At 59.0% G+C, this 17,858-nt stretch carries 16 protein-coding genes and 1 pseudogene; 10 read left to right on the forward strand and 7 right to left on the reverse strand.

Annotated features, from left to right (window positions below):
• Nucleotides 1-133 precede the first annotated feature (133 nt).
• From EV130_RS10265 to EV130_RS10295, 7 genes are all read left to right on the forward strand, one after another.
• The gene (locus tag EV130_RS10265) at nucleotides 134-2,284 is read left to right on the forward strand and encodes a PAS domain-containing sensor histidine kinase (RefSeq protein ID WP_245520045.1); all 2,151 of its coding nucleotides are present in this window, start codon (nucleotides 134-136) and stop codon (nucleotides 2,282-2,284) included.
• Nucleotides 2,271-2,696 carry a response regulator gene (locus EV130_RS10270; RefSeq protein ID WP_074060174.1) on the forward strand — a complete coding sequence of 142 codons (426 nt, stop codon included), beginning with the start codon at nucleotides 2,271-2,273 and terminating at the stop codon, nucleotides 2,694-2,696. Before EV130_RS10265 ends, EV130_RS10270 begins: the two co-directional genes overlap by 14 nt.
• Nucleotides 2,697-2,699: 3 nt before the next feature.
• Entirely contained in the window at nucleotides 2,700-4,316 is a 1,617-nt protein-coding gene (locus tag EV130_RS10275; protein WP_074060173.1) for a response regulator, read from the forward strand.
• Nucleotides 4,313-5,956 (forward strand): VOC family protein, encoded by a 1,644-nt coding sequence (locus tag EV130_RS10280; protein WP_207900873.1) that lies wholly within the window; start codon nucleotides 4,313-4,315, stop codon nucleotides 5,954-5,956. The genes EV130_RS10275 and EV130_RS10280 overlap by 4 nt, the downstream gene beginning before the upstream one ends.
• Before the next feature lie 499 nt (nucleotides 5,957-6,455).
• Nucleotides 6,456-7,388, forward strand: a complete 933-nt coding sequence (locus EV130_RS10285) for a glycosyltransferase family 2 protein (RefSeq protein ID WP_132660190.1) — start codon at nucleotides 6,456-6,458, stop codon at nucleotides 7,386-7,388.
• A gap of 37 nt (nucleotides 7,389-7,425) precedes the next feature.
• The gene (locus tag EV130_RS10290; protein ID WP_074060171.1) at nucleotides 7,426-8,916 is read left to right on the forward strand and encodes a lipopolysaccharide biosynthesis protein; all 1,491 of its coding nucleotides are present in this window, start codon (nucleotides 7,426-7,428) and stop codon (nucleotides 8,914-8,916) included.
• A gap of 32 nt (nucleotides 8,917-8,948) precedes the next feature.
• On the forward strand, nucleotides 8,949-9,971 hold the full coding sequence (locus EV130_RS10295) for a polysaccharide pyruvyl transferase family protein (protein ID WP_074060170.1): 1,023 nt from the start codon (nucleotides 8,949-8,951) through the stop codon (nucleotides 9,969-9,971).
• 5 nt (nucleotides 9,972-9,976) lie between these two features.
• Here the strand turns inward: EV130_RS10295 and EV130_RS10300 are convergent, their stop codons facing one another.
• Nucleotides 9,977-10,867 carry a DMT family transporter gene (locus EV130_RS10300; RefSeq protein WP_132660192.1) on the reverse strand — a complete coding sequence of 297 codons (891 nt, stop codon included), beginning with the start codon at nucleotides 10,865-10,867 and terminating at the stop codon, nucleotides 9,977-9,979.
• A 126-nt stretch (nucleotides 10,868-10,993) separates the two neighbouring features.
• Nucleotides 10,994-11,419 carry an OsmC family protein gene (locus tag EV130_RS10305; RefSeq protein ID WP_132660194.1) on the reverse strand — a complete coding sequence of 142 codons (426 nt, stop codon included), beginning with the start codon at nucleotides 11,417-11,419 and terminating at the stop codon, nucleotides 10,994-10,996.
• A 117-nt stretch (nucleotides 11,420-11,536) separates the two neighbouring features.
• Between EV130_RS10305 and EV130_RS10310 the strand changes: the two genes are divergently transcribed.
• Nucleotides 11,537-12,775: a TIGR03862 family flavoprotein gene (locus EV130_RS10310; RefSeq protein WP_132660196.1), complete on the forward strand. Its 1,239-nt coding sequence runs from the start codon at nucleotides 11,537-11,539 to the stop codon at nucleotides 12,773-12,775.
• A 456-nt stretch (nucleotides 12,776-13,231) separates the two neighbouring features.
• Here EV130_RS10310 and EV130_RS10315 read toward each other — a convergent pair whose 3' ends face one another.
• Nucleotides 13,232-13,924: a winged helix-turn-helix transcriptional regulator gene (locus EV130_RS10315; RefSeq protein ID WP_074060167.1), complete on the reverse strand. Its 693-nt coding sequence runs from the start codon at nucleotides 13,922-13,924 to the stop codon at nucleotides 13,232-13,234.
• 161 nt (nucleotides 13,925-14,085) lie between these two features.
• Here EV130_RS10315 and EV130_RS10320 point away from each other — a divergent pair, with 161 nt between their 5' ends.
• Both EV130_RS10320 and EV130_RS33990 read left to right on the forward strand, forming a co-directional pair.
• A complete protein-coding gene (locus EV130_RS10320; RefSeq protein ID WP_132660198.1) occupies nucleotides 14,086-15,243 on the forward strand; it encodes an acyl-CoA dehydrogenase family protein in 1,158 nt (385 codons plus the stop codon).
• Nucleotides 15,244-15,526: 283 nt separating this feature from the next.
• Nucleotides 15,527-16,105, forward strand: a complete 579-nt coding sequence (locus tag EV130_RS33990; RefSeq protein ID WP_342635840.1) for a flavin reductase family protein — start codon at nucleotides 15,527-15,529, stop codon at nucleotides 16,103-16,105.
• Between the two features lie 111 nt (nucleotides 16,106-16,216).
• On the opposite strand, the gene EV130_RS10330 is transcribed toward EV130_RS33990, so the two are convergent.
• From EV130_RS10330 to EV130_RS33280, 4 genes and pseudogenes are all read right to left on the reverse strand, one after another.
• The gene (locus EV130_RS10330; RefSeq protein ID WP_074063051.1) at nucleotides 16,217-16,639 is read right to left on the reverse strand and encodes a cupin domain-containing protein; all 423 of its coding nucleotides are present in this window, start codon (nucleotides 16,637-16,639) and stop codon (nucleotides 16,217-16,219) included.
• 304 nt (nucleotides 16,640-16,943) lie between these two features.
• Nucleotides 16,944-17,489, reverse strand: a complete 546-nt coding sequence (locus tag EV130_RS10335; protein WP_245520046.1) for a GNAT family N-acetyltransferase — start codon at nucleotides 17,487-17,489, stop codon at nucleotides 16,944-16,946.
• Nucleotides 17,490-17,505: 16 nt separating this feature from the next.
• Nucleotides 17,506-17,727 (reverse strand): DUF4287 domain-containing protein, encoded by a 222-nt coding sequence (locus EV130_RS10340; RefSeq protein ID WP_074060162.1) that lies wholly within the window; start codon nucleotides 17,725-17,727, stop codon nucleotides 17,506-17,508.
• Nucleotides 17,724-17,858 (reverse strand): annotated as a pseudogene (locus tag EV130_RS33280) (VOC family protein); the annotation flags it as partial. The pseudogene EV130_RS33280 and the gene EV130_RS10340, both read right to left, overlap by 4 nt.

Below are 17,858 nucleotides of genomic sequence, written 5' to 3' on the forward strand. Positions count from 1 at the left end.
AGCCGGATTTTCCTCCACTCGATAGCAGCGGTAGACCGCCAACCGATGAATCAGTGGCGCAACCATGCGTTTTCCTATTGTGTCTTGCGGGATTTCGGAAAAAATTGGCGCGCGACTGGGGAGGGGTGACGACGTGTGGAATGCAGCGGCGGCAGGACTGCAGGACGATCCGCAGCAAAAGCGGATACGCTATCGCTCCGCCGCCACCGGTATCGGCTCACTGCTCGCCCTTCTCGGCCTGACCGCGCTGGCAGGCTGGCTGCTGCAGCTCGAAATCTTCATTTCTGTCGTTCCTGAATTTCCCTCGATGGCGTTCAACACGGCACTCTGCTTTGTTCTGTCCGGCGGCGCCCTTGCCACTTCGGTTACAAGCCGGCGGCTGGTATCGGTGCCTTCAACTGCACTTTCGGTGTTCGTCATTGCCATCGCCCTTGCCCGGCTGGTCGAGATCGCCATCTTCGGCCGCACCGTTCATCACGTCGACCGGCTGTTCACCGATATCCTTATCGCACCCGATTTTGCCGCTCAGATCGGCGGCGGCATGGGGCCGAATACGGCGGTAATTTTCCTGGTGGGCAACTTGTCGCTGATCGCCGCCCAAAATTGGCGGGTCGCGCGAGCGCCGCTCGTCCAGGAATTGGTCAGCTATGTCGTCATCACGCTCGGCATGATCGCCCTTACCAGCTACGTCACGAATGCGGAACAAGGCTATCGCTGGGGGCCCTATGCAACGATGGCGTTGCCAACGGCGATCGGCATGGTGCTCTTCGGTGCCGGACTGCTCGCAAGTGCCTGGTGGCGGCAGCCCGAAAGCCGCGGCCGAATTCCGCTCTGGGTTCCCGCGCTCGTGTGCTTCACAGGGCTTACCGCAGACCTCTATACGCCGCTTGGCGTGGCGAACGGCATTCTTTACGTGCCGCTGGTGCTGACCGCTCTCTGGTTCAGAAACCGCAAGGCGTCGCTTCTCTTCGCCCTCGTGTGCACCATCCTCGTCCTGCTCGGCTTCTTCGCCGTGCGCCACGACAATGTCGGCTTCTGGCAGGAGGTCACGAACCGGGCGATCACCCTCGTCATGCTCTGGCTGATTGCTTTGCTCGTTTTTTACTACGTGCGGAACAGGATGAACCTCGAGACCGAACGCATCCGCTTCAGCGCCTTGGTGCGCAGCACGCCGGACGCCGTGCTCACGATCGACGAAAAGGGAACGGTTTTAAGTTTCAATCCGGCGGCCGAGCAGATGTTCGGCTACACGCCGCAGGAAGTGATCGGCAAGAACATCAAGATGCTGATGCCTGAACCGTATCATTCGGAGCACGACGGCTATCTGCGCCGCTATGCAGAAACCGGCGAGCAGCGCATCATCGGCACCACGCGCAAGGTTTCCGGACGGCGAAAGAACGGCGTCGCCTTTCCGCTCGATGTTTCCGTCAGCGAGGTGAAGAGCGGAGGAACGAAGGCCTTCGTCGGCATTGTGCGCGACATCAGCGAGCGCGTGACCCAGGAGGAGCGGCTGAAGACGACGCTGGCGCAGCTTGAGGATTATACCGCCGATCTGGAGCGCAGCAATCACGACCTCGACGAGTTCGCCTATATCGCTTCGCATGACTTGAAGGAGCCGCTGCGTGGGCTTCACAACCACTCCCGCTTCCTGTTGGAGGACTATGAAAGCGTCCTCGACGAGGATGGCATACGGCGCCTCAATCGCCTCGTGCGGCTCAGCCAGCGTATGGAGAAGCTGGTCAACGACCTGCTCTATTTTTCGCGAATCGGTCGGCAGCAGCTTGCGGTGAAGCGGACAGACATCAATCTTGTCATCAAGGATGTGATCGCCACCATGGAACTGCTTCTGGAGGAGCGCCATGCCAAGGTTGTCATCGATGGCCAACTGCCGGAAGTGGTCTGTGATGCGCTGCGCCTCACCGAAGTCTTCCGGAACCTTATTACCAATGCGATCAAGTACAACGACAAGCCTCATCCGCTCGTCACTATCGGCTATCTCGAACGCTTCGTCGCCAGGGACGGCACGACGGCGCTCAACGTCTTCTTCGTTAAAGATAACGGCAAAGGCATACCCAAGGAATTCCATGAGGATATTTTCCGCATTTTCAAACGCCTGGAAAAATCGCAAGATTCAGATGACGGAACGGGCGCCGGCTTGACCTTCGTCCGCAAGATCATCGCCCGCCACAACGGCGAGATATGGCTGGAATCGGAAGTCGGCGCAGGCACGACGTTCTATTTCACATTGGGCAGGAAGCGCGAGGAGCAGAATGCAGCAGCGTGATACGCAACCGATCCTGGTCGTAGAGGACAGCGAGGATGACTTCGAGGCAACGATGCGCGCTTTCAAGCGTACGAACCTGCGCAACCCGATCTACTGGGCGGCTTCGGGACAAGAGGCTCTCGATATGCTCGCGACCATCAGCCCGCGGCCGGGTCTGATCCTGCTCGACCTCAACATGCCTGGGCTCGACGGCCGCAAGACGCTTGAGGCGATCAAATCCAACACGCACTGGCATAAGATACCGGTCGTCATCCTGACGACCTCCGACGACGAGCGCGACATCGAGGGCTGCTATGCCCTCGGCGCCAATACCTATGTGCAAAAGCCCGTCGACCTGGACGGCCTTTTTGCGGCCATACAAAGGCTGAAGGAATATTGGTTCGAGATTGCCATACTGCCCCTGGAGGAGTGACGATTGGCAGAAGCCTGCTCCGTACTGATCATAGACGACAACATGGACGACCGTGACTTCTACCGTCGCATGCTGGGCCGTATAGCGGGTACGACCTACACGCTGGCGGAGGCCGAGACCGGCGACCAGGGTCTCGCGATGATCAGCCGCAAGCGGCCGAACTGCATCCTGCTCGATTACTCTCTTCCCGGCCGCAACGGCCTCGGTGTGCTTGCCCAAATACTCGAACTCGATGCCTCCGCCAACGTCGTCATGCTGACAGGCCAGGGCAACGAGGCGGTTGCCGTCGAGGTGATGAAGAGCGGCGCACGCGATTACCTGACCAAGGATGCGCTTTCACCGGAAGGGCTGCACCGCTGCATTCAGAACGCCATCATGCACGGCGCACTGGAGACCAAACTGGAGCAGAAACGCCAATCCCTTGAAATTTTTACCCGTGCGATGGCGCACGACCTCAAGGAACCGCTGAGAACCATCAAGTCCTTCACCAAGATCCTGCACGGTTCTCCATCGCTGCTGCCTGAAGATCGCGAGCTTTTCGACTATGTGCTGAGCGCTGCCGATCACATGGAGGATCTGATCGTCAAGGTTTCGGGCTTCACCAAGCTCGAGGCCTCCGGCGAGCTGGAGCTGAAGCCTGTCTCGCTCGCCGCGGTGCTCGACCAGGTGGAAGATAATCTTCATCGCCAGATCGAAAGCCGTCAGGCGGTGATCAGCCGGGCAGACCTGCCCGAAGTGATGGGCGACGCGACGTTGCTGATCCAGCTTCTGCAAAACCTCGTCTCGAACTCCATCCGCTATTGCGAGAACCGCACACCGCAAATCGGGATCGCTGCGACGGTAGACAGCGGCGTGTGCCGGCTTTCCGTGAGCGACAACGGCCCCGGCATCGATCCCGCCCATCGCGAGCTCGTTTTCCAGCCGTTCAAACGGCTCGTCGGCCGTGGCATCGAGGGAACCGGCCTCGGTCTGGCCATCTGTCGGCGCATTGCGCAACTGCATGGTGGAGCGATCTGGTGCGAGGAGCGCGACGGCGGTGCCGTTTTCGTCGTCGAAATACCCCTTGCACAGGCAGCCGCCGCGGCGCCCGCAGCCATGCCTGCGGCCCAAAGCGTCCGGCACGGCGAACAGGTGACGGAGGGAGCGGGCAGGCTTGCAGAGGTGCTGCTTGTCGAAGACAGCCCGGCCGACATCCAACTTCTGAAACTGAAGCTCATGCGCCGCGAGAAAGTCAGCTTCAACCTCCATGTGGCAAACAACGGTCGTGAAGCCATGCTGCTGCTCGAGCAACGTGCCGCAATAGCCGACCAGCCCCCGATGGACCTGATGCTGCTCGACATAAACATGCCGCTCATGGACGGCTTTGAGGTCCTGAGGGCGCTTGCAGCCGATGGGCGGCTCAGCGGCATTCCGGTCTGCATCCTCAGTACGTCAAGCGACGAAGGCGATATGCAAAGAGCAAAGGAGCTTGGTGCGCTCGCCTATATGGTGAAGCCGCCAACCCTGCAGCAACTGGAAGAAGCATTGGAGGAAGTTGATACGCTGGAACTGCAACCACGCGGCGATTCGTTCGTTTTATGTGTAGAACAATCAAGGCAATCTTTTACGGCCCTCGCATGACTTTCGCATCAGCCCTCGTTCTGGCATTGCTCGCCACTCCTTTCCAATCCGGACTGCTATCGATGGTTTCTGGAATACATCACGTCACGGCGATTACCCGCAAAGTGCAGGCCAATGTCGATTTCTACGCAGGCTTCCTGGGCTTGCGGCTCGTCAAGCAGACGGCCGGATTCGAGGACGCGACGCAGTTGCATCTCTTCTATGGTGACGCGGCCGGCACGCCAGGTTCGCTCGTCACCTTCCTCGCCTGGGAAGATGGTTCGCCGGGACGGGCAGGCTTCGGGCAAATCAGCGAAATCGCGTTTGCCATCGATCAGACGAGCATCGGCTATTGGCTGACGCGGGCAATGAGTTTCGGTCTGCGCCTGGAGGGGCCAGGAGATGAGTTCGGCGAGACGGTGCTGCGCCTCAAGGATCCCGACAACATCATTGTGAAACTGACCGGGAACGGACAGCTGAAGAGTGCCGCCCCTTGGCATGGCGGTCCGGTGCCGGTGGAGCACGCCGTGCAGCGCATCCGCGGCGCCACCATGCTGACGGAAGTCCCCGAGGAAAGCCGCAGCTTCCTCGAAAGTCACTTCGGCTATCGCTTCCAGGTGAGCAAGGGCGCCATCGATCGGCTCGTCTCGCAGTCGGGCGACGTCATCGATGTCCGCAACGCCCGCGGCTTCTGGTCCGGTGCACCGGGAACAGGCACGGTCGATCACGTGGCTTTCCGCGCCACCGACGATGCGCAATTGTCGACGGTTCACGAAGCGCTCGAGAAGTCGAACGCCTCGGCAACCAGCACGCATGACCGCAAATATTTCCGATCTCTGTATGCCCGCGAACCCGGTGGCACGCTGGCCGAGCTTGCAACCGACAAGCCCGGCATGACTGTCGACGAACCGCCCGAAACCCTCGGTTCCAAGCTCTTCCTGCCGCCAAAGGATGCGATCACCAGTCTTGAGGACCTGAAGGTCGTCCTGCCGCAGTTTTCCATGCCCGGCGAGCCTCGCGTGAACTATCGCGATCTGCCTTTCGTCCACCGCTTCTATACGCCACCGGATCCGGATGGCAGCGTCTTCGTGCTGCTTCACGGATCGGGCGGTAATGAGACGACACTGATGCCGCTGCTGCATAAGGTGGCTCCGCGCGCTACACTGCTGGGCGTGCGCGGCCGCGCGACGGAAGAGGGCTTCCCGCGCTGGTACAAGCGCATAACGCCGTTCTCCTTCGATCAGGACGACATCAAGAACGAGGCGGAAGCCTTCGCCGCCTTTATCGACAGCGCCGTCAAATCCTACGACCTCGACCCGAAGAAAATCGTCTATGTCGGCTATTCCAACGGCGCCAATCTGCTCAACTCGTTGCTCTACCTGCATCCGAGCCTGATACACCGCGCGGTGCTGCTGCGCTCCATGCCGGTGCTCACGGACTATCCGCATGCCGACCTTACGGGCACGGACCTGCTCGTCATCAGCGGCAAGACCGACGCTTATGGACGATATGCAAGCGAGCTTCAGACACGGCTGAAAACCTCCGGCGCCACCGTCGATTCGGATGTCATCTTTGGCGGCCATGACCTAGGCGATGCAGATGTGCCGATCATCCAGAAATGGCTTCTGCAGAAGGACCGCCAAGCTAGCGTCCCGCAATAGCGCCCCGGAAAGACTTCCGAAGCTTGATGATTTCTTGGAACGGACTTGCTCCAGATAGTCTAGTCCAGATGTAAAACCAACCGGCATCTTTTTCGGCGGGACATTTCTGCTCAACTCTTGTCGACGTCACTCAATTCGCTGCTTCCTGCATTTGCGGCAATGAAGATGGAGACATCACACCCCTCCTATCTCAAATATTATTGGAGTCCAATCCAGGTATTTTTGTTATTTATTCACAGAATTAGAACAACAAAACACAGGAACAACTACAAATTTCCATAGTCTAAGTTATTAAATACAATAAAGTTAACGATTTATTACATTTTCTTCATTTGGTTATCTATTCCACGCCAAACAAAAGGTCTTCGTCAACAAATTACCTCATTTCTTCTATTTTTTCAGCATCTATTCTATTTTGCTGCACTGCAAAAAATCCTTGCCGAACCTCGATGTGCGGCCTATCTTCGTCCGCACACATTGATCATAGAAGGGGAAACGAATGCCTCCTCGGCCTGTTGACATCAGCCTGATCATCTCTTCGAGAAATCGGGCCTATGGCCTGTTAAACTGCCTGGATGCCATCGCCATTGCCGCGCGGCAGGCCAGTCATTTGCGCCTTGAACTTGTTTTCGTGGACAATGGATCGAGCGACGACACCTCAAATGTCTTCAGCAAATGGGCGGCCTCGGCGCCGATCGATACCAATCTCATCTACGAAACGCTGCCCGGCCTTGCAAATGCTCGCAATACAGGTATCGCCGCCGCCACCGGCCGTATCCTTGCCTTTACGGACGACGATTGCGAGGTGTTTCCGGATTACTTCACGGCCATCGAGGCGGTCTTCGCCAATGATACGGAAATCGTCATGCGCGGTGGACGCGTCGAACTTGGCGATGCGCGCGATCTTCCCGTCACCATCAAGACCGAACTTGAGCCCGCCGTATTGACCAGCGAGCTTCACGCGGGCGGCTTCATCCACGGCTGCAACATGGCCTTTCCGAAGGCGCTTTGCGAAACGATCGGCCTCTTCGACCCGCTCTTCGGCGCCGGCTCGCAGTTCCGCTCCGGCGAGGATACGGATTATATTCACCGCGCTTCCAACGCCGGCATCCGCGTCGAATATTTTCCCGATCTCGTCGTCAAGCATTTCCATGGGCGCCGCAAGATCGAGGACATCCACCGCCTGCATGCCGGCTATGCCTTCGGCAACGGCGCGCTCTATGCGAAATACATGTTCGACCGGCGCTCCAACATGCGCGGCATGCTGCGCTGGGATATCCGCCAGGCGTTCAAGGAACTGATCGGCGGCCGGAAAATGAGCGAGGAAATGGGGCTTACCTACCGCCGCCAGCTTCGCGACAATATCACCGGCATGCTTGCCTATTGGCGGAGCGCCATGCGCTCTGCGGCGCCAGCGGCGATCCGCCGCTGACCATCACTGCCGGCGTGCCACATCGATTGGAATCTGAATGGCAGATAATGCAGTTGCGCATGCCGACCTGAAGAAGAAGACGGCGCTGTCCGTCCTCTGGTCGGTGATCCGCGTTGCCTGGAGCACTGTCGCAACCTTCGTCATCTTCGTCATCCTTGCCCGCATCCTTGGGCCAGCCGATTTCGGAACCTTCGCGCTCGCGAGCCTTTTCGTCGAGATCGGCCGTGTGCTTGCCTATGCCGGCCTCGGCGATGCAATTACCCGCCAGCTCGACCTCGACGAGGAACTCGCCGACACCTGCTTTTGGGCAACGGTCGCCTTCAGCGCCGTCGTCGCATTGCTCGTCTTCGTCTTCGCTCCCTATTACGGGCAGTTCGTTCGCGATCCTTCGGTGGCCGGTATCCTGCAGTGGCTGGCGCCGCTGCTGCCCCTTTCGTCGCTTGCGGTCATCCACAATGCGCGTCTTGCGCGCGACTTCGGCCACAAGAGCCTTGCAGCGCAGAGCATCGCCGCAAGCCTGCTTTCCGGCATAACGGCCGTCGTCTGCGCCTATCTCGGCTGGGGCATCTGGGCGCTCGTGGCTCAAACCGCCGTCAATGCGGCCGTCACCGTCATCCTCGGCTGGGTGTCTTACCCGTGGATGCCGCGCCTGCGCTTCAACCTCGAAAAATTCCGTACGGTCTTCCTGTTCAGCGTTAGCCTGGTGGTGACACAGCTCATGTGGATGCTGCTTGCCCGCGTGCAGGATATCTTCATTTCCCGCTGGTATGGCGCTGTCGAAGTCGGCCGTTATCGCATCGCCTGGCGGCTGATCGAACTGATCGGCCAGGCCGTGCTGGCGCCCATCGGCAGCGTTTCACTCGTCACGCTGTCGCGCCTGCAGAACGATCGCACCGCCTTCCGCAACGCCTACAACAAGATCGTCGGTGCTGCGGCCCTCGGCACGATTCCGTTGCTCTTCGGCTTCGGCGCGCTGTCGAATGATATGATCGCGCTGCTCTTCGGAGACAAATGGGGAAATGCCGGCGATATCGCCACCGTGCTGGTGCTCATGTCAGTGCCTTTCGTCACGAACTTCTTCGCATCCTCGGCGCTTTCAGCCGTCAACCGCGCGCAATCGATCCTTTCGGTCGCCGCGCTCCAGCTTGCGGCGACGCTGATCCTCACCTGGCTGCTCGTCCCCTACGGCATCTTCGCGGTGGCGGCAGGCTATGTGTTGCGCGCCTGGCTGACGATGCCTTACCAGCAATATGTGCTGAGCAGATATGCCGGCATCGATGCAGCCGGCACATTCAAGGCGCTCGTCCTTCCCTTCTGCGGCAGCGCCGTCATGGCCCTCTGCGTCTGGTTCGCCCATCCCCATATCGCCGGGTACCTTCAAAGCCGCTGGCTGGCACTCGGCCTCAGCATCGGTCTCGGAGCCATCATCTATCTCGCCTTTCTGCCGATCTTCGGCAGAAAGGCCATCCGTCCCTATATCGCACTCGGCAAGTCGCTGCTGCCGTTCGGCAAACGGGCCGAGGCCTAGCTTCGCCGCCTGGCCAGCAAACAGGAGCTTTTATGCAGGAAACCAACATCACGATCATCAACCGCCTCCAAGGTCTGATCGCAAACAACCTCTCCGATCTTGTCGATCCGGCGGAGCGCTTCGCGCTTCTCGATTTTCCAAACCACTACAATATCGGCGACAGCGCCATCTGGCTCGGGGAACTCGCCTATTTCGACCGCCGCAAGACGCGACCGGCGTATGTGACGGAGATTCCCACCTACAATGAAGAGCGAATGCTCGCGACTATAGGCAACGGCCGCATCTTTCTCCACGGCGGCGGCAATTTCGGCGACATTTGGGCGGGCTATCGCCAGTTCCGCGAAGGCATGCTGACAAAATTCAAGGGCCGTCCCATCGTCCAGATGCCGCAGACGATCCATTTCAAGGAGCAGGCCAATATCGACAGCACGGCCCGAGCAATCGAGCAGCACGGCAACTTCACGCTCCTTGTGCGCGACAAGAAAAGCCTGGAATTCGCGCGCCGCTGGTTCCAGTGCGAAACGCGCCTATGTCCGGACATGGCCTTCTGCATCGGCCCGGTCGCGCGCCCGGCCCCGCAGCACGAGCTGCTGCTCAACCTGCGCGAAGATCAGGAAGTCGGAACTCCCCAGGATCTCACCGCAGCCACGGGACGTTCCGGCACGGTCAAATCCGACTGGCCGGATGAGCCCGCCGATTTCCAGCGGCAAACCAAGCATACCGCGATTCTGAAGGGCCTCATGTCCGGGAAGATCGGGGGACGCGCCCGCATGACGGAGCTTGCCTATCGCGAACGCGCGCAGCAGCGCTTCGATCGCGGTGTGGCCTTGCTCGGCTCGGCGCGCCAGGTCATCACCGACCGCATGCATGGCCACATCATGTGCGTATTGATCGGCGCCGATCACTGCGTGCTCGACAACAGCTACGGCAAAACGAGCAGCTTCATCGAGGCCTGGGGCACCTGCAATACGGAAAAGGCAGCCCTTGCCGCAACCGTCGACGATTCGCTCGCCATCCTCGACGCGCGCCGCGTGCGTCCTGCCGCAGTCGCCTGATCTCGTCAGCCTCGCCGGGCAATCATGATCCCGGCAAGCACGACTGCCGCGCCGATCGCCTGCATCGGGCCGATCGTTTCGTTGAGCAGTACCCAGGCGAAAATGGCCGCGACAACGGGCTGAAGCAGCAGCGTCAGCGACGAGAAGGCGGCCGGCAGATAGGCGAGCGCATATGTGATCGCCACTTGCCCGCCTGCGTGGCTAACGAAGGCGAGGCCGAAAACCATCGCCCAGCCATAGGCGGTGGCCGGCCAGATCTGATCCTCAAAGGCGAAAGCCAGCGGAAATACGAAGACCGCCGCAGACGCCGTACTCCAGAGCATGATGCGGATAGTATCGAACCGGCTTCTGAGCCTGCCGATCGCAAGGATATATCCGGCATAGAATAAGGCCGCGACAATCGCGACGCCATCGCCCAGCAGATCCCCGTTTCCAAAGGCCGAGGGCCCGCCCTTCAGGATGACGACGCCGGCCAATGCAAGCGCAAGGCCGAGCACAAAAAGCCGCGTCACCACCGCCCGGAAGAAAAGGAAGCCGATAACCGTGACGAACACCGGCGCAAGATTGGCCAGCAGCGTCGCGTTGGCAACCGATGTCATCGTGATCGAAAGATGCCATAAAACAAGGTCCATGGCGAGGACCGCACCTGGCAGGATCAGCAGAGCATAATCCGGAAGCTTTTCAGGCTTTGGCCCGGCATCGTTACGCTTAATCAGCGAGAAGACGAAGATCGGTATCAGGGCGAGGGCGACGCGCCAGAACGCCGTCGCCATCGGTCCGACTTCCGACAGTCGCACGAAGATCGGCGAACCGCCGATCGCCGCCCCGCCAAGGATCAATGCCGCGAGGGCAAGGCGATTGGAAGGTGCGGTTTCGACGATTGCGGCCTGAGCCATGGTATCGATGCTTTCTGCGCCGCAAGCAGTGAAAGCGGCAATCGACAGCGAATTACCAGATGAAGGCCACCGACGATAGCGCAGGAACGACAAAAGCAGGCAAAACTATCCGACAAGCCAGCAGCCTCAGCCGGAAATCACGGTTGCGAATTCCGGATTGCCGCGAATCGTGTTGCTTACCGTGCAGATTTCCTCCGCTGTACGGGCGATCTCCTGCCGGGTGTTCTCATCGATATCGCCCTTGATGGCGAAGACGATCCTGAACCTCTCGACGCGCGAAGGCCCTTCCGTTGCCTTCTCGCCGGTTACGTCAGCGGTCAATTCAGTGATCCTGTCGAGGACGCCCATCTGGCTTGCGGCGATGCGCGCGCTCAGCACCAGACAGGCCGACAGCGAGGCGTAAAGCAGGTCCAGCGGATTGAAGCCCGGCTGCGACGGGCTCGTGACGATGTCGAGCTCACCCCTCATCGTCGAGGTGACATGCGGAAAGCCAGTGCGCCCGAGAACGGCGGTGGCGCCCGTGGGTCTTGGTCTTGCCTTGAGGTCGGCCATGCCGGGACACTCCGTTGATATACTTCTGAACTAATGGTTTTGCCGGTCGCCCGCAACGAGGCGCTTGTTCCCGCAAATCCGGAGACGCGTGGATATGAATCCTGTATCAGGCGAGCCATGAAGAAAAAACAGATCACGATCATCGGCGGCGGACCGGCGGGCTTGATGGCGGCCGAGGTGCTCTCGGCATCCGGTCACGCCGTCGCCATTTACGAAGCGATGCCCACGGTGGCTCGCAAATTTCTGCTCGCCGGAAAATCCGGCCTCAATATCACCCATTCGGAAGACTATGGGCGCTTCGTCACCCGCTTCGGCAAGACGTCCGACCGGCTGCGCCCCGCTTTGGACGGCTTCAAGCCCGACGATGTCCGCGACTGGGCCAAAGGACTGGGCACCGAGACCTTCACTGGCTCCTCGGGCCGGGTCTTCCCGAAAGCCATGAAGGCCTCGCCGTTGCTGCGGGCCTGGATCGCGCGTCTGGAAGCCCAGGGCGTCGAGATCCTGACACGCCACCGCTGGAGCGGATTCGAGGACGGCGGCTACGGGTTCGAAACGCCGCAAGGCCATCTTGTCATCCACCCTGATGCCGCCTTGCTGGCGCTTGGCGGTACCAGTTGGCCGCGCCTCGGCTCCAATGCCGCCTGGGTACCGTGGCTCCAGGAAAACGACGTGAGCGTCGCGCCGTTCCGCCCCGCCAATTGTGGCTTCGACGTCGATTGGAGCGAGACCTTTCGCAACCGCTTCGCGGGCGAGCCGCTCAAGTCCGTCACTGCCACCTCGTCCGCCGGCACCTTGCCCGGCGAATTCGTCATCACCCGCCACGGCATCGAGGGCAGCCTTGTCTACGCCCATTCCGCAGCACTTCGCGACGGGCTTGAAACCGACAAGCCCGCATCCCTGCTTGTCGACCTTGCACCCGGCCGAAGCGCTGAGCGCCTGGCAAAGGATCTCGACCGGCAGGACAGGAAAGGCAGCTTCTCCAACCGCGTCCGCAAAGGCGCCGGTCTTGACGGCGTCAAAACCGCCCTGCTGCGCGAACTTGCAAACGAAACCAACCTTCAGGATCCATCGAAGCTCGCAAGCCACATCAAATCCCTGCCGATCCCTCTCACCCGCCCCCGCCCCATCGGTGAGGCCATATCCTGCGCCGGTGGCATCGAATGGAGCGCGCTTGACGATGGCTACATGCTGAATGCCATCCCCGGCCTCTTCGCCGCCGGAGAAATGCTCGACTGGGAAGCCCCGACCGGGGGATATCTGCTGACGGCGTGCATGGCGACGGGGAAGGCTGCGGGCGTAGGGATCGATAGGTGGTTGAGGTCTCGCAAGTCCCCTGCGCTCATGATGCCGGTCTAGAGGATCATTGCTAGAGCAAGAACCTCAACATTTAATCGAAGCGATTCTTCTCGAACTCGGTCCCAGCTCGTCCGCCGATTGCGGTCGCAGCTCTCGTAGAGTCGACACCGATTGCTCAACCGGTTGTCACCGGCCCGTTGCCTCGACACCACGCGCCATAAAACCGGCAAACTCGGCAGTTTCTTGCCAGGCCATGGGTTTGATTTTCATCGGGGATTTAGTGGTGCCCAGAGCCGGGCCACGAAAATCCAATTAAACATTGTAGTTACTGCTTGTCTGGAGACCATTTCTTTCCACGCAATCGTTGGTTTTTTGGGAGAAGTGTCCAGCCTCGCTTTTCGGCCTTGCGCCCAAGAACGGGCATCGGCTTCTGCAGGAGTGCGTGCCAATTTTCCGGCTGGGTGACGGATCTTCGTTGCTTGGTCTTATCCGTCAGCACCTCTCGCCTTCGAAGGTTCAAGCCCTCATCCGGGGCGTTTTGGCAAAAACACTAAGACCGAGCCATTCCTGCATGTCGCGCGCGAGAACCCTGTTCCCCTCAAGTTTCAGCGTTTCTGCATCGGTTTCCTGACGTATGGTCGTGAGGCCCATCCAAATTGCGGTCATCGAACGGAGCGATCCTTCAACGAGGAGGTCTACATCATAACCCGGATCGAAGTTACAGAGATCGACTTTTCCGTTTTCAACCACAAGCCACCAGCTCTTTTGCGCGGCTGAAAGTTCCGGGTACAGAAACTGTATCGTACAACGGCGGGTCGGAAGTCTACTTGTATCGAGGCTCCGCCGCATGTCCCACATGAGCAGAGAAGGGTCTAAATTCTTCAAGGAAAGTCGCGATTCCATCCACCGTTGAGCCCAATTTCCGAGACCCATGATCAGAGGTCTCAACTCTTCGCCCGCTGCCGTGAGTTGGTAATCGGTCATGCCATTCGCACTCCTTGTCACCGCAATGACGCCCGATTGTTCCAGTTCTTTCAGTCGTTTTGATAAGAGTGCCGGAGACATTTTTGGTAGGCCGCGACGCAACTCATTAAAGCGCGTCGATCCGCAAAGCAATTCACGGACGACCAAGGTCGTCCATCGCGAGCAGAGGATTTCCGACGCCATTGATACTGGACAGAATTGCCCGTAGCCGTCACGCTCTACCATAAGGACCTCCAACGGTCTGGATCAGGCACGATATTGCAAAGCGACCGATCTGCCAAACGCTCCCTGCGCAGCCATACGCGGAGTTCAGTACAGTTCGTGTACTAGTCTCAATTGTGAAACGAGTGCAGAGTTTCAATCCTCACGAGACAGGAGGCATTGATATGCTCGGGCTTACAGAACCAACACAGAACCTTGGCGACGGTCGGACCATCGTCGAACTAACCAATTCAGTGCTGCCCACCTTGGCGCGACGCGCCGCATCGATCGACGAGAGCGACACCTTCGTCGGCGAGAATTACGCGCTTCTAAAGGAAGCTGGACTCGTGCGGGCAGGCGTCCCAATCGAATTGGGGGGGCTGGGCGCGGAAGTGCCCGAACTTTCTGAGATGCTCAAATCGCTTGCTCGTGCATGTGGGTCCACTGCGCTTGCCTTTTCCATGCATACCCATCAAGTCGCCATCCCCGCTTGGCGCTGGCGGTACCAAAAGGTGGCCGCGGTGGAGCCGCTCCTGAGACGTGTTGCATCGGAGCAAATCATATTGCTCTCGAGCGGCGGATCGGACTGGATCGGCGGATCGGGAAAGGCCATGAAAGTTGAAGGCGGATACCGGATCACCGCGCGTAAACGCTTCACTTCCGGCGCGGCGGCAGGAAACATCCTGATGACCGGTGCTGTTTATGAAGAACAGGACGGCGCGCGCTCCGTCATTCATTTCGGCGTTCCGATGGCATCGCCAGAGGTTTCGATAGAGGATACGTGGCGAGCACTTGGAATGAGGGGTACCGGGTCAAACGACATCATCATCGAAGACCTCTTCGTGCCGGACGCGAGTGTCGCATTTTCCAGAAGCGCGGGACAATGGCATCCAGTATTTCAAGTCATCGGCATGATCGCGTTTCCTCTGATCTACGCGGTTTATCTTGGCGTCGCCGAGAGCGCCCGCGACATCGCAGTCAAGATGGTCCGTAGCAAGGCCAACAGCGATCATGTGATCGGGTTGGTCGGGCGCATGGAAACGTCTCTAAGGGCCGCACAGATCGCGCATCGCTGGATGTTAGAGGTGGTTGCTCGGAACGAACCGACCGCGGAAGCCGTCAACGAGGTTATGATCGGCCGTTCCTTGGTCGCGCGGCACGCTATCGAGGTGACGGAGCTTGCAATGGAGGTCGCAGGCGGCGCGGCATTCTATCGAGAGAACGGGCTGGAGCGCTGCTTCCGTGACATACAGGGAGCTCGCTATCATCCGATGCAGCCCGGAGCCCAGGCGCAATACGCGGGTTCATTCGTACTCGGACTTCCCACCGAGAACATTTTCTAACTCCGGGCGCAACGACGGCAGGCTCGCGCCAATTGCGGTCGTTGCGACTTTATTGCCGCAATCTAAACAACTGACTTTTAGCCAAACGCGCTCAAGGATACTCGCGCTTGCACATTGCTACCAGCGAAGGCACCGCCTCGGGCTTTGAAATTGCCATTTCCCCGATGATATCGGCAAAGTTTTAGGTGGCCTTGTGGGCTTGCTCCCTCGTCCCACCCACAGCGAGAACATTTTCGACCCCCTGGTCATACAGAACCCGAAACTTGGCCATGTATCGATCTGAATGGCGGTGCCGGTGAAATCGAACTCCACTGCCGCGGGCAAGGTGAGTTTCGTCATCGCCGCCGACCGCGTCAGCCTTTCAACACCGGCTGCGCAAGACTCCGTTACCAACGGGGTCAACGGCAGTGTCATCGGTATCGAATTCGTCGGCTCAACGCAGACGATCTTCTTCGACGTCAACGGCCATGAATTCCGGGTTCAGAAGCAGCCCGAGGTATTCACGGTCAACATCGTTTCCTTCGCCATAGCCGAGGCCATGCATGTCTGTGGGTCCAAATATCCACGTGGTGTCGATGAGTTGAAGCAGGCTGGCCTGACCGCCATGCCCGGTACGAAAGTCGCATCACCCTGGATCGCTGAAGCGCCCGCGTCGTTCGAATGCCGACGGCATGTGACGCTGGAGCTCGGCAAGTCACGGCAGATCATCATGGGCGAGATCGTCTATGCCCATTATCGCGAGGGGGCCGTGGATGGCCGACTGCATGTGGACCCTGACATGATCGACGCGATAGCCCGGCTCGGGGGCGACACCTGTTCCACAATTCGGGACCGTTTTGAAATGCTCACGCCGAAATTATAGGTCGCGCTACTGTCCGCATTTCGCCCCAACTGCGGACATTGCAGATCACACGCATGACGGCACGACGCCTACCTTAGAGCCGAGTTGGCGCCCTTCCCCGCGTCGCCTCCCTTATGAGGTCATCAAATCGATAACCCGCATGATCGCGACCGCACTGCTCTTGTTCTGGGTGCCTTCTGTCGTATCGGCGTTAGCGCAGGTCCAAACGTCACCCTTCTTGACTGTGAATGTTTTTCCGTTCTGAACAACCGAAAGTTCTCCCTCGGTCATGTGGCAAAGCATGTCGTTCTTCATCACGTTGTCCGGCGTCTTCGCACCGGGTTGGATAACAACATCGCGCAGCTTGACCATTTTATAAGCCGGTATGACCGAAGCCCGCTCACCAAGCGCAACAACTCTGACACCGGGACCGACCTCCTCACCCTCATCGGGCCCGTAAGTCTCGGCGGCTGCTGGTGTCCCCCAAGCGACCAGAGGTGTGGCGGCCATTGTAAGACCGAGTGCGAGTGTGGATCTACGATTGATGGCTTCCATTGCTTCCTCCCTAGTCAACTTGTTTCTGAAAAGTAGCCAACCGGTCAGTATTGGGCCGCTGCCCCTCAGAGTCAACGGGGCACATTCTGTCTCGCCCACGCTCGTGGGTCGCGAGACGCTCCGAGAGATCGACAAACCGCCAGGCTCCCGTGCGTCGGCTTCGATTTGATGTCGGGTCTCGGTCAGACCGGCCCTTCAGCTTGCCTCCATCAATGTCGGCAAAGGGTCCGAAAGCGGAAGAGCGCCGCGACCGGATAGCGCCAGCAGCGGTCATGTTCCAAATAGCTGACACGATGGCAAAGCGTTAGGTTCCCAGTCCCAGGTTTTCCGCAGAAAGCACCTTTCTTAGGAAAAATCGCCGAGGCGTACGTTCGTCCCCTTCGAGTTCCCCAAACTGCTCATAACCAAGTTTCAGGTAGAACGGCTTTGCTTGAAAGTCGTAGGTATCCAGGAAGATACCCAGATACCCCCGTTCGCGGGCAATGCGCTCCGCTTCTCCCATTAATTGACGGCCAAGACCCTTTCCTCGGAGTGCCTCAGGCACAACTAAATACTTGACGAATAGCCAATTGAGTTCATCGAACGCGTACAGGCCACCGACGATCTCAGCAGTCTCGGGCTGCCTTAAAACTATACCAAGATGAGGCCATTCCGCTATGGTCGCGGTGTAGTGGCTATTGAAGTCCACCAGTGGTTTCAGGAGGTGGTCAAGCTCGTCTGCAGTTGGCTCGGCCGCGAGAGTTTCTAGGATTGCAATCATCGCGCGAGAATGCGTGAAAGGATGGCGCTTGTCTAGTCGATAGTTGCGGCAGCTCGTCCGCTCCGGGCCGAAGCAGACAAGACGGTTCACCTCGCACCTCGCTCTGTTAAGAGGCTACCTGCCTGTCTTCCGCGAGAGTATGCGCCACGACCGCATTTGCATGACCGTGGCCCATCCCGTGTTCGCTCTTCAGCATACCGACAAGTTCCATGTGCTTCGCAGGATAGTGCTTTCGCACAAGCGCTTGCCAATCACCGATCGGGCGGCCGTATTTCTTCTCGATTGATGGAAAATAGGAAGCAGGTCCTTTGATCTTCTCTGTGGTCATCGCGCGTCATCTCCTTTTCGTGCCGCATCGATCACAGCCACATCGATTTTCCTCATCGTCATCATCGCGTCGAATGCGCGCTTTGCTTGTTCGCCACCTGCTGCAAGCGCGTCCATGAGAATGCGAGGTGT

This window comes from Rhizobium azibense (assembly GCF_004342325.1).
GTDB lineage: Bacteria > Pseudomonadota > Alphaproteobacteria > Rhizobiales > Rhizobiaceae > Rhizobium > Rhizobium etli_B.